Raw genomic sequence first — 12118 nt, 5'->3', positions numbered from 1 at the left:
GTGACCGTCATTACCAGCATTTTTTACTTTGTCATAGCCATAGGCATACTTATAGCAATACATGAGGCCGGTCATTTTGTGATGGCAAGGCTTTGTGGCGTATATGTTGAGCGTTTTGCGCTGGGGTTCGGACCTCGTCTCTGTTCCTTCAGGGATCGTGTGGGAACAGAATATGCCCTGTGTGCCATTCCTTTGGGCGGTTATGTGAAAATGTACGGTGAGGATTCATCCGATTCCAAAAATGAGAAGATTGAGATTCTCCCGCAGTATAAGAAGCGGGCTTTCTGTGACAAGAAGGTATGGCAGAAATTTCTCATTGTTTTTGCCGGGCCTTTCTGTAATATCGTTCTTGCCTGGTTTCTGTATACCTTTAATTTTATGTATGGTGTTCCAGATTTTAAACCTGCGGTGGATGTTACCGATGATGCCGGTGTTGCGGCTCAGGCTGGATTCAGGAATGAGGATCTCATAGTTTCAGTCGGAGGCGTGGAGGTTGCAGACTGGGAGGAGGCTCTTTACGAGCTTATCAGCCACGTAAAGGAAGATGTGGTCGTTGGAGTTCGTGACAATCTTGGAAAGGGTGAGCTTAGAAACATAACCGTAAATCTTTCTTCATGGAATATCGATCCGCGCTCCACAGATCTGCTTAATCAGATAGGGCTTGACTCACTGAAGTTCAGAACTTCAGGTACGGTTGCAACGGTTGTAGAAGGCTCTGCCGCAGAGAAGGCGGGTCTAATGGCTGATGACAGAATAGTATCCTATAACGGTCAGAGCTATACCGTATGGAGAAAATTTTCCGAAGCAATCCGCGAAAATCCAGGAAAAACTATAGAACTCAATGTTGAGAGAGACGGGCATCTGCTGGAACTGAATCTGATTCCAGATGTCAAATCCGCAGGAGACGAAAGTATAGGTTTTGCCGGAATTGCTCCAAAAACGGAGAATGTTGACGAGGTTTTCTTTGAGAGAAGCTATCCGTTTGGTGAAGCTGTTATAAGAGGTGGGGAAAAGACTTACCGCATGGGAATCGTGACCCTCCAGATTATAAAAAAGTTTATTACAGGCGACATTTCAGTAAAGAATGTTTCCGGGCCTATAGGTATCGCCAAGGGAGCTGGGCTTACTGCAAGTCTTGGACTCGTTTATTATCTGAGCTTTCTGGCTCTCGTGAGTGTTAATCTGGGCGTGCTTAACCTAATGCCGATACCTGTTCTGGATGGCGGTCACCTATTTTTCTACGTCATCGAGTTTGTAAGAGGAAAACCGATGAGTCAGGCCGTAATGGGCAAACTTTTGTTCATCGGCATGTTGTTATTATTATCGTTAATGCTGCTGGCCGTGTTTAATGATATTTATTACGGTTTGTAGTTTATAAATAAAAGATTATAAGAAATGTTTAATTCGTTTTTAAAGCGCAGTTTACTGGCAGTATGTATTGCCAATCCGTTTTTTTACTGCAGTTCCGCATTGGCGGAAGCTAAAGCCGAAAGTACCGAACCGGTAATGCAGGTGACGGATATCAAGGTTAAGGGACTGTATCGCGTTACCAAAGGAGCAGTGCTGTTGGCTATGCCGATACAGGTAGGCGACACGGTAACCAAGGATGATATATCCGTATCTCTGAAAAAGATCTATGCCACTCATAATTTTGATGCGGTTGACGCCTATATAAACGAAGACGGAGTACTCACAATTGACGTGAAGGAACGTCCGACCATCGTTAATCTTACTTTTGCCGGCAATGATGCCATTAAGACCGAACAGATCAATGAAATCATTACCTCTCAGGGAGTGAAGGTAGGTGAAACCCTTAACGTCATTAAGCTTAAGGAACTTGAAGCCTCTCTGGAGGACTATTACCACAGCATGGGGCGCTATCAGGCTAAGGTCAATACCATTCTGGTGTATCTGCCGCGTAATCGTGTGGATGTAAAATTCAATTTTGTTGAAGGCGTTAACGCTAAAATTGAACAGATTAACATTGTCGGAAACAGGGTTTTCCCGGAGGAGAAGCTTCTCGGTCAGTTTGAACTGAGGGACAGCGTGCCTTGGTGGAACTTTATCGCCAGCCGAAATTTCTACAGCCAGAGATTTAACGGTGATCTTGAAACTCTGCGTTCATACTACATGAACAGAGGTTACGTGCGTTTTAACGTGGAGTCAACACGTGTGGAAGTTACTCCGGATCGAAAGGGTGTGTACGTGAGCATCGCCGTAAAGGAAGGTGAACAGTACAAACTCAATAATTTCAGGGTCATAGGTGAGACATATGGTCACTCAGAGGAGATGGAAAGAATAATACCTCTGGAGAAGGGGGATATTTATAACGCTGCTCAGGTATCTCACACGGAAGAAATTCTGGCAAATTACATGGGTAAATATGGCTATGCTTATACAAAGGTTCGAGCCATAACCGATGTCGATGATGAAAACCGCATAGTTAATGTTAATTTCCATGTCGAACCCGGCAGACGCATTTATGTTTCCAATGTCAGAATTGTCGGAAACAGTATTACCACTGATGAGGTTATCCGTCGCGAAATCAGACAGATGGACGGTACCTGGCTTTCAAATGAAGCCATTAACGTGTCAAAGAACCGTCTGAATCAGCTGGGATTCTTTGAATCTGTTGAAGTGGAGCCTAAAAAAACAGGAATGGATCCTGACAGTGTCGAGCTCGTTACCACGGTAAAGGAGCGACCTACCGGCTCAATTAAGGCAGGCGTTGGCTTTGGTACGGAAACCGGACTTACCCTGAACGGTGAAATATCTCAGGATAATTTTATGGGGTACGGCGGTAAGGCAACGCTTGCCGTCAATACCAATAAATATGACCGAAAGGTGGAATTGTCATATGATGAACCGTATTTCACCATAGATGGAGTGTCACTCGGAGAGAACATTTTCTATGAAAAGTTTGAGGCAGGTGATGCAAATCTTGTCGACTACACCAATATTCGCTGGGGTGGCGGTCTGAACATAGGGTATCCGCTCAACGAAAACAATTATATAAGGTATGGTTTAACGTATATCAACAATAAGCTGTCCCAGACCAATTCATTTGTACAGATCCAGAAATTCTGGGATATGTATGCTGATAATTCAACTACAAACCACGTTGTTTTCCAGAATTATGTCGGCAGCATAACCTATGTAAGGAATTACCTCGATCGTGGCGTGTTCCCTACGGATGGTAACAAGCAGTGGACAAATCTGTCAGTTGCCGTTCCGGGATCCGATACCCAGTACTATAAAGCGTCTGCTGATACCACGCATTTCTGGCCAATTGACAGGGAGCATAATTATATAGTTAATTTCAGAGCCATGGCCGGTTATGGTAACGGATACGGCAGAAAGCACGGCTATGAACAGGTCCTTCCATTCTTCGAGAATTTCTATCTCGGTGGTGACGAGTGGCTGCGCGGCTTTAAATATAATTCCGTTGGTCCGAGAGCTCTGTATGATTATACCCTGCTGGGTAATAACGGTGTTGTTGCCACGCGTGACGTGGTTGGTGGTAATGCCGTGGTTGCAGGAAGCCTTCAGCTTGTTGTGCCTACACCTTTTGCTTCGGAAGGCTATGATACCAAGCTTCGAACCACTCTGTTTGTTGATGCCGGTTCGCTGTGGGATACCACTTTTGACAAGGATTACGTGAAGCAGTGTCTGGGTAACTGCGAGTATATGTACGATTTTTCCGATCCTGATAATTTCAGAGCTTCCTATGGTATGAGTCTTGTGTGGATGTCTCCTATGGGGCCTATCGGTTTCACTCTTGCCAATCCGATTAAGAAGAAAAAGGGTGACCGTACGGAATTCTTCAGCTTTACTCTTGGCAGAACCTTCTGATAGGAAAAACGGTGTCGGGGCGGATATTTGTCTGTTTTATGCTCATATCGTCCCGTTGCCGGAACAAATTGGGAATTTTTTGGTTTTTCCCGTATCTAACATTTTATGTCTATTTGGGACGGGAACTGCGGCTGTGCGGAAATTAGCCGTCTGTAAAGAAATATCTCAATTTTTAAAGGTTTATCTTTTATAATTTGTATTTTTGGAATATCTTAATAAGTTATTTTTTTGTTAGGATTTCATGTAGGAGTGATTATGTTAAAGTCATTATCTTCTTTAGCTATTGGTGTATCTCTTGTTCTTGGTACTGCGGCTTTTACCGAAGCGTACGCTGACAGTAAGGTTGCAACCGTTAGTGTTCCTTATGTTTACAGCAAAATTCCTCAGTCAAAGGCTGCCGAGGATAAGGTAAACAAGGCTACTGCGTCAAAGGCCAAGGCTCTCGATAAGCTTCAGAGTGAAGGCGCCGCCTTACAGAAGGCTCTCGGTGATTCAAAGCTTTCAGCCGATGAAAGAGCAAAGAAGCAGCGTGAGCTTCAGCTTATTGAAACTGAATTACAGGTTAAGTACAGTGAACTTCGCGAAGAGCAGCAGAAGTTAATGTTCAAGGAAAAAACTGAAATCGACAAGAAGATTCAGGCTGCAATTGACTCAGTTGCAAAGCAGAATAACGTTGATGTAGTCATTCGTGCTGAAAGTCTGCTTTACATTTCTAACGATTCAATTGATCTTTCAGAAAAGGTGATTGAAAACGTAAGCAGAGCCAAGTAATAACCTGCAAATGATGTCTGTTTGAGCCGTATATTGATTTTGAGGTATTTATTCATATGAAAATTTCTGAAATGGCAGAGGCCCTGGGCGGCAGAATAATTGGTGATGGAAATCATGAAGTTTATAAGATAGCCAATCTGGCTACCGCACAGAGCAATGAGGTCAGCTTCCTGTCTGATGAAAAAATGCGTAAATATCTGGCTCAGACAAAGGCCGGTGCCGTTATCGTAAGGGAAAGCATGGTGGATGCCAACTCTTCACTGAACTATATTGTTGTGGCAGATCCTTACGTTGCTTTCGCAAAGATTGCTCAGATTTTTGATACTACCCCCAGAAGCGCCACCGGCATTCATCCAAGCGCAGTAATAGATCCTACTGCCGTGATAGAAGAGAACGTGTCAGTAGGAGCCAATGCGGTGATTGAGGCTGATGCCCGTATATGTGAAGGTGCCCAGATTGGTCCTAACTGTTTTGTAGGGAAGGGAACCGTTATCGGTAAAAACACCAAGTTATGGGCAAACGTAAGCATTTATCATAACTGTGTTATCGGTGAACGATGCCTGTTCCAGTCCGGAGCCGTTATCGGTTCTGACGGCTTTGGTTATGCTAATGAACGCGGCCGCTGGATTAAAATTCCTCAGGTCGGAAGAGTCGTTATCGGCAACGATGTTGAAATCGGGGCATCCACTACAATTGATCGCGGTGCGATAGATGACACAGTGATAGAAGATAATGTTATAATAGACAATCAGGTGCAGGTAGCACATAATGATAAGATTGGCTACGGAACTGCAATAGCTGGGGCTACCGTTATTGCAGGAAGCGTAAATATCGGCAGGTACTGTATTATCGGCGGTACTTCAGTGTTTAACGGCCATATTTCTGTTTGCGACGGCGCACATATTCTGGGACAGGTCGGCTCCAACATTAAGAAACCTGGTAAGTATGAATCATATTTACCTGTTACGGACGCTGCAACATGGGCAAGAACACAGGTTCGCATGTATCAGATAGAAAAGATATACAAACGTTTGGTAGCGGCTGAAAAGAAGCTTGCAGAGATCTCAGATAACCAAAGTAAGGAATAAACAATTGAGCACTACACAGAAAGAATTAGATATTCAACAGATTTTGAATCTTTTGCCACATCGTTATCCGTTTCTTTTGGTAGACAGAGTTCTGGACTATTGCACTGAAGGTGAACACAAGACCCTTAAGGCTGTCAAGAACGTGTCTTTCAATGAACCGTTTTTCCAGGGACATTTTCCTGGCAAACCTGTTCTTCCTGGAGTATTAATTCTTGAGGCCATGGCTCAGGCAACTGGTATTCTGGCGTTTACCATGGTCGGTAAGCCTGAATCTGATGAACTGTACTATTTTGCATCAATTGACAATGCCCGTTTCAAGAGACCGGTTGTACCTGGTGATCAGCTTATTCTTGAAGTGGAATATCTCAAGGAAAGACGCGGTATTGCCAAATTTACCGGCGTGGCTTCAGTTGACGGTGAAGTCGTATGTTCCGCTGATTTAATGTGTGCAAAGCGTAAGGGCTGATTTTTCTTTTTGAGGACAGGTAGCTATGATTGATAAAAGTGCGGTTATACACTCCACTGCCATTGTCAGTGATGATGCCATTATCGGGCCTGGAGTTACCGTGGGCCCCTGGACCGTTATCGGTTCTGAAGTTGAAATCGGGGAGGGAACATCAATTGCCTCTCACTGCGTAATTAAGGGACCGGTAAAAATCGGTAAGCGCAATAAGATATTTCAGTTTGCTACCATCGGTGAGGACTGTCAGGATAAGAAATACGCCGGCGAAAGGACATTTCTTGAAATCGGTGATGACAATGTCATTAGAGAACACTGTACTTTCCATCGCGGTACCGTACAGGATCAGTGCCTGACTAAGGTCGGCAGCCGAAACCTGTTTATGGTTAATGTCCATGTGGCTCATGACTGTGTTGTGGGTGACGACTGCATTTTTGCCAATAATGCAACTCTGGCAGGTCATGTTCATATCGGAAACTGGGTGATTTTCGGCGGTCTTGCCGCAATTCATCAGTTTGGTCGCGTAGGTGATCACGCATTCATTGCAGGTATGGCCGCTCTGAATCAGGATGTTCCTCCGTTCGTAATGGCGGCAGGTCATTACGCAAAGCCATTTGGCATCAATAAGGAAGGACTGCGTCGCAGAGGATTCAGCAATGAAGCCATTTCCACAATAAGACATGCATACATGATCGTATACAAAGAAAGTAAGACGGTCGATGAGGCAATTGACAAACTTGGACCTTTATGTGAACAGGAACCTTCAGTGCAGCTTCTGGTGGACTTCCTGAAAGAAAGTACCCGCGGTATTTGTCGATAAAATGGAATACAGCTCGTCATTTAACAATGGGCATCTTTATGCCGTTACTGCTTGTGAATCTTCAGGCGACACTTTAGGTGAAGGGCTGATCAGAGCCATCCGCAAATGCGACCCCGAAGCCAGGTTTGTCGGTGTTTTTGGTCCGAAAATGAGAAAGGCGGCAGGAAAACAATCCCTGCAGCTTTTTGACATGGAGGACCTGGCCGTGATGGGGATCGGCGAGGTCTTAAAGTCCCTTCCGAGAATTCTTAAAATAAGACGTGGTCTTATTTCATTTCTGAAAAAAAACAGACCTTTGGTCTACGTCGGGATTGATGCTCCGGATTTTAATCTGCACGTGGAATTAAAGTTAAAGGAAAGCGGGATTCCCACTGTTCATTACGTAAGTCCTTCCATATGGGCATGGCGCCAGAGCCGTATCTATAAGATTAAGGCGGCCACCGACATGGTGCTTTCCATTCTTCCTTTTGAAAAGGAATTTTACGAAAGGTTTGATGCGCCATGTACATATGTAGGGCACAGACTTGCCAGGGAAATTCCGATGAATGTTCCCATGTCAGCGGCAAGACTTGCTCTCAGCTTTTCCGATGAGGCCATGAAGAGCAATCAGATTGTCGGTGTGCTTCCCGGAAGCAGGGTGGCTGAGATAAAATTCCTTACCCCTGAGTTTGCTGAAGCGGCTTATGAACTCCAGAAAAAATATCCCGTGATGAGATTTATAAGTGCTACAACAACGAGAGCAAAGGCTGAACTTCTTTCAAGACTGTGGCAAAAGCACGCTCCTAACATACCGCTGACCATATGGGTCGGAAGATCCAAGGAGGTAATGAGTGCCTCCAATGCACTCATGATTGCTTCGGGAACCGCTACTCTTGAGGCCATGCTGCTGAATAAGAGCATGGTGGTGTGCTATATTGTCAGCAGAATTACGGCAATGATTGGCAAGCACATGCTGAAGGTGAACATGTTTTCCCTCCCTAATCTCCTTAGCGGAAAGAAGATAGTACCTGAACTTATTCAGGACGACTGCACTCCTTCAAACATCAGCATGGAAATAAATAAAATCTTTACCAGTGATAATCGTCATCTGTTCATGGAATTCAATCGTCTTCACAGACTGCTTGATCTTGATTCTGATTCCATTGCTGCAGATGCGGTAATGAAGGTTATAGCCGAAAGAGCCTCCAAAAACTCAGAGCAGAAAAGCACGGTAACTGTTTCTGAAAAACAGCCCGTATCTGAGCGTAAAAGTCAAAAAGCTGATGCTGCGGACAGCAACGAAGGCTGAGCACAATACTGCGGGTATTTTTTGTCGCCGGTAAATGCCAGAAAAGACGCGGATACATCATTTTCGCAACATGATTCTGAAATTGTCTGACCGGCAAAATAAACAAATTATTACTATCAGGTGGAGATTATGTCATCTAAAACGGAATTTGCTCCTTTTGTATATCCGCTTGCCGGGGAAAATGTTATTTATGCCGGTACTGATGAAGCAGGGCGCGGACCATTGGTAGGTAACGTCGTGGCGGCAGCCGTCATTCTTGACCCTGAAAATCACATTGAAGGTCTGGCTGATTCCAAAAAACTGACCGAGAAGAAAAGAGATGCTCTCTACGACGTGATTATGGAGAAGGCTCTTGCAGTCGGTGTGGGAATTGCCACTCCTGCGGAAATTGACGAATACAACATACTCTGGGCATCCATGCTTGCAATGGAGAGAGCAGTTGAATCCCTTAGCGTCGTTCCGGGAATGATTCTTGTTGACGGTAATAAGATTCCCAAGCATCTGATGATGCCTGCGCAGGCCGTTGTCAAAGGGGATGCACGGGTAAAGGAAATAAGTGCCGCCTCAATAATAGCCAAGGTAACAAGAGACAGAGAACTCATTGAACTTGACAGGCTGTATCCCCAGTATGGTTTTGCGTCGCATAAGGGGTATCCTACGGCAGCTCATCTCAGAGCCATAAAGGAATTCGGGCTGATTGACGGTCTTTACAGAAAGTCGTATCGTCCCGTTAAGGAAATACTTGACGCACATAATGGCTGATACCGCTAATTGTTAATGATCCGGGAGCCGGAAATGTCTGACAGCAAATTTGTTCATTTATACGTACATACTGACTATTCCATGTGTGACGGCCTGATGGATGTGGGTAAGGTCGTCAAAAATGCCAAGGCTCTTGGAATGAATGCCGTATCCATAACTGACTTCATGAACCAGTGCAATGCCGTAAAGCTCTATGAGGACGGCATGAAGCAGGGAGTCAAACCGATATTCGGCATTGAACTCAATGTGTATGACGACACCAGAAAGAACGCCACTGAGCGTTTTTTCTTCAGAATAAAGCTGTATGCGGTAAATCTTACCGGATACAGAAACATAGTGGATCTTCAGTCATACGGTTATCAGCAGGGGGCTCTGGATCATGTTTTCAGGGTTAATTTAAGCTGGTTAAAGAATTACAGCGACGGTGTAATCATGCTGAGCGGAGGTCTTAACGGGGATCTCGCAAAATTCCTGTTGTCTGGAAGAGAGGATCTTTTTGAACAGCGTCTGAAGTATTACAGGGAATGCTATCCAAACCGTTTTTATTTTGAAATATCCCGATGCGGTCGTCCTCAGGAAGAGGAATATATTGCCATGGTGATGGATAAGTCCGTAACCGAAAATCTTCCCGTGGTGGCTACCAATCCGGTAATGTTTGCCAAAAAGGAAGATTTTGAGATACATCGTGTCCGTGTGGCTATTCAGGATAAGGTAACCATTCATGATGAGAAATGGGTTCACCCTTATACTGACCAGATGTACATGCGTTCGCAGGAGGAGATGTGCGAGCTCTTTAAGGATATTCCTGAGGCTGTTGAGAACACGCTGCAGATTGCCAGAAGGTGTAACGTTGAACTTTCTCTTGGTACTAACTATCTGCCAAAATTTCCGACAGGTGATTTAACCGATGCCGAATACCTCAGAAAGGAAGCATATGAAGGCCTGGAGGAGCGTCTGGCGGTAATCTTTCCGGATGAGGAGGAGAGAAACAGAAACCGTCCGAGATATCTTGAACGTCTTGAAATAGAACTTGACGTAATCATCACAATGGACTTCCCGGGATACTTCCTCATCGTGATGGACTTTATTCAGTGGTCCAAAAAGAACAATATACCCGTAGGTCCTGGTCGTGGTTCAGGTGCTGGTTCCCTGGTTGCCTATGCCATTAAGATTACGGACTTTGACCCTCTTCCTTACGACCTGCTGTTTGAAAGATTCCTCAATCCTGAGCGTGTATCCATGCCGGACTTCGACGTTGACTTCTGTATGGATAACCGCGGTGAGGTAATCAAATACGTGGCCTCAAAATACGGTCGAAACTCCGTATCTCAGATTATAACTTTCGGAACACTGGCGGCGAAGGCATCCATAAAGAGTGTATGCCGTGTACTCGGTAAAAGCTACAGTTTCGGTGACAACCTGTCAAAACTCATCCTTTCAAAGCCTGACGTGACGCTTAAGGCCACTCTCGGTCTGGATCCTAAGAAAGAGGAATACAGGATTCAGGAATTTGTGGATAAGTATGAAAATGATGAGGAATACCGTTACATCATCGACATAGCCCTGAAGCTCGAGGGGATTACGACATCGCACGGTAAACATGCCGGCGGTGTGGTTATTTCACCTACTGTCATTACCGATTTCGCACCACTCATGTGTGATGAGGAAGGCGGTGATTTTAAAACCCAGTTCGATAAGCATGACGTTGAAGAGGCCGGTCTTGTTAAGTTCGACTTCCTTGGCCTGCGTACTCTGACGGTTATTCACTGGGCCGTGGACATGATAAATGAGCGTCTTGAAAAAGCAAAACAGCCACCGGTGAACATTAACCGTATAGATCTTAAGGATGAATTGTCCTTTGAACTTCTGCGTTCCGCTGAGACAACGGCCGTGTTCCAGCTTGAATCAAACGGTATGCGCGAACTGATAAAGAAAATGCAGCCTGACTGCTTTGAAGACATGATTGCGCTTGTGGCACTGTATCGTCCAGGACCTCTGGGAAGCGGCATGGTGGATAACTTCGTTGACCGTAAGAGAGGTAACGAACCGATAGCCTACCCTCATCCTGATTTTCAGCACGAGGATCTTAAACCTGTGCTTGGACCTACATACGGTATTATCGTGTATCAGGAACAGGTAATGCAGATTGCTCAGGTTCTTGCCGGATATTCTCTTGGCGGAGCGGATATTCTGCGCCGAGCCATGGGTAAGAAGCAGCCGGAAGTTATGGCAAAGCACCGTATTACCTATGCCGATGGTGTTAAGAAAAAAGGCATTATTTCCGTGGACAAGGCGATGAAGATTTTCGATCAGGTGGAAAAATTCGCCATGTACGGTTTTAACAAGTCTCATTCTGCGGCATATGCTCTTGTGACACTGCAGACCCTGTGGCTGAAGGCTCATTACCCAGCCGAATTCATGGCGGCAATGATGACGTCAGAAAAGACCAATGCGGAAAAGATAGAAGTATTCGTGAACGAATGCCGTCGTTTGAAGATCAAGGTTGATCCGCCTGACATAAATGAAGGACAGACTTCATTTATCGTAAATGACGAGGGACATATCGTTTTCAGTCTCAGTGCCGTAAAAGGAGTTGGTGACTATCCTGTTGAGGCAATCATGAAGGAACGAAAGAACGGTCCTTTCGTCAGCCTCTTTGATCTCTGTCGCCGTATTGACAACCGTAACATGTCCAGACGAGTGCTTGAAGCTCTGATTAAGGCCGGAGCACTTGATAAGATAGGACCGAATAAGAGTCCTAAGGATCGCAGCACCATGCTGAGCACGGTTGATTTGGCTCTGAATCTCTGTAATTCTTCATCCAAGGAAAAGCAGGGTGGTTTTATTGACATGTTTGCCGATGTTGCACAGGAATTCAAGGACCCGGATTACCAGTTTACCAAGCCGTTCTCCGACAAGGAACTTCTTCAGGGAGAGGTTGAATATCTGGGGCTTTATCTGACCATAGATCCGCTTTCAAGATATCTTGACGAAATCGACCATCTTCAGGTGAGTAAGATTGCCGCACTGGTTCCTTCATATGGCGGGTATGCATCGGAAAGGCCGACAGGAACAGT

At 45.1% G+C, this 12118-nt stretch carries 9 protein-coding genes; all 9 read left to right on the top strand.

All coding sequences use genetic code 11. The features are described 5' to 3' along the window. The gene (gene rseP, locus QZU58_RS05150; protein ID WP_294495510.1) at positions 1–1371 is read left to right on the top strand and encodes an RIP metalloprotease RseP; all 1371 of its coding nucleotides are present in this window, start codon (positions 1–3) and stop codon (positions 1369–1371) included. A 24-nt stretch (positions 1372–1395) separates the two neighbouring features. After that, complete coding sequence (gene bamA / locus QZU58_RS05145) at positions 1396–3852, top strand: outer membrane protein assembly factor BamA (RefSeq protein WP_294495509.1); 2457 nt, start codon at positions 1396–1398, stop codon at positions 3850–3852. 255 nt (positions 3853–4107) lie between these two features. Beyond that, positions 4108–4623 (top strand): OmpH family outer membrane protein, encoded by a 516-nt coding sequence (locus tag QZU58_RS05140; protein ID WP_294461836.1) that lies wholly within the window; start codon positions 4108–4110, stop codon positions 4621–4623. A gap of 56 nt (positions 4624–4679) precedes the next feature. Further along, a complete protein-coding gene (gene lpxD / locus QZU58_RS05135) occupies positions 4680–5711 on the top strand; it encodes a UDP-3-O-(3-hydroxymyristoyl)glucosamine N-acyltransferase (RefSeq protein ID WP_294495508.1) in 1032 nt (343 codons plus the stop codon). 4 nt (positions 5712–5715) lie between these two features. Further along, positions 5716–6177, top strand: a complete 462-nt coding sequence (gene fabZ / locus QZU58_RS05130; RefSeq protein ID WP_294461831.1) for a 3-hydroxyacyl-ACP dehydratase FabZ — start codon at positions 5716–5718, stop codon at positions 6175–6177. A 25-nt stretch (positions 6178–6202) separates the two neighbouring features. Then, positions 6203–6991: an acyl-ACP--UDP-N-acetylglucosamine O-acyltransferase gene (lpxA, locus tag QZU58_RS05125; protein ID WP_294461827.1), complete on the top strand. Its 789-nt coding sequence runs from the start codon at positions 6203–6205 to the stop codon at positions 6989–6991. Position 6992: 1 nt separating this feature from the next. After that, the gene (gene lpxB, locus QZU58_RS05120) at positions 6993–8279 is read left to right on the top strand and encodes a lipid-A-disaccharide synthase (protein ID WP_294495507.1); all 1287 of its coding nucleotides are present in this window, start codon (positions 6993–6995) and stop codon (positions 8277–8279) included. Positions 8280–8408: 129 nt separating this feature from the next. After that, positions 8409–9041, top strand: coding sequence for a ribonuclease HII (gene rnhB, locus QZU58_RS05115; RefSeq protein WP_294495506.1), 633 nt, complete (start codon positions 8409–8411; stop codon positions 9039–9041). Positions 9042–9074: 33 nt separating this feature from the next. Further along, positions 9075–12118 (top strand): DNA polymerase III subunit alpha (gene dnaE, locus QZU58_RS05110; RefSeq protein ID WP_294495505.1); only part of this gene is annotated, 3044 nt, incomplete at its 3' end.

It is taken from the genome of uncultured Ruminobacter sp. (assembly GCA_902764345.1).
Taxonomy (GTDB): Bacteria; Pseudomonadota; Gammaproteobacteria; order Enterobacterales; family Succinivibrionaceae; genus Ruminobacter.
The sequence above is the reverse complement of the archived record's forward strand: the minus strand, read 5'-3'. Positions and strand labels throughout refer to the sequence as shown.

What these genes read in the sequence shown, in the direction of transcription:
- lpxD (WP_294495508.1), top strand. Translation starts at nt 4,680, where the DNA reads ATGAAAATTTCTGAAATGGCAGAGGCCCTGGGCGGCAGAATAATTGGT.
- bamA (WP_294495509.1), top strand. Translation starts at nt 1,396, where the DNA reads ATGTTTAATTCGTTTTTAAAGCGCAGTTTACTGGCAGTATGTATTGCC.
- rnhB (WP_294495506.1), top strand. Translation starts at nt 8,409, where the DNA reads ATGTCATCTAAAACGGAATTTGCTCCTTTTGTATATCCGCTTGCCGGG.
- lpxA (WP_294461827.1), top strand. Translation starts at nt 6,203, where the DNA reads ATGATTGATAAAAGTGCGGTTATACACTCCACTGCCATTGTCAGTGAT.
- QZU58_RS05140 (WP_294461836.1), top strand. Translation starts at nt 4,108, where the DNA reads ATGTTAAAGTCATTATCTTCTTTAGCTATTGGTGTATCTCTTGTTCTT.
- lpxB (WP_294495507.1), top strand. Translation starts at nt 6,993, where the DNA reads ATGGAATACAGCTCGTCATTTAACAATGGGCATCTTTATGCCGTTACT.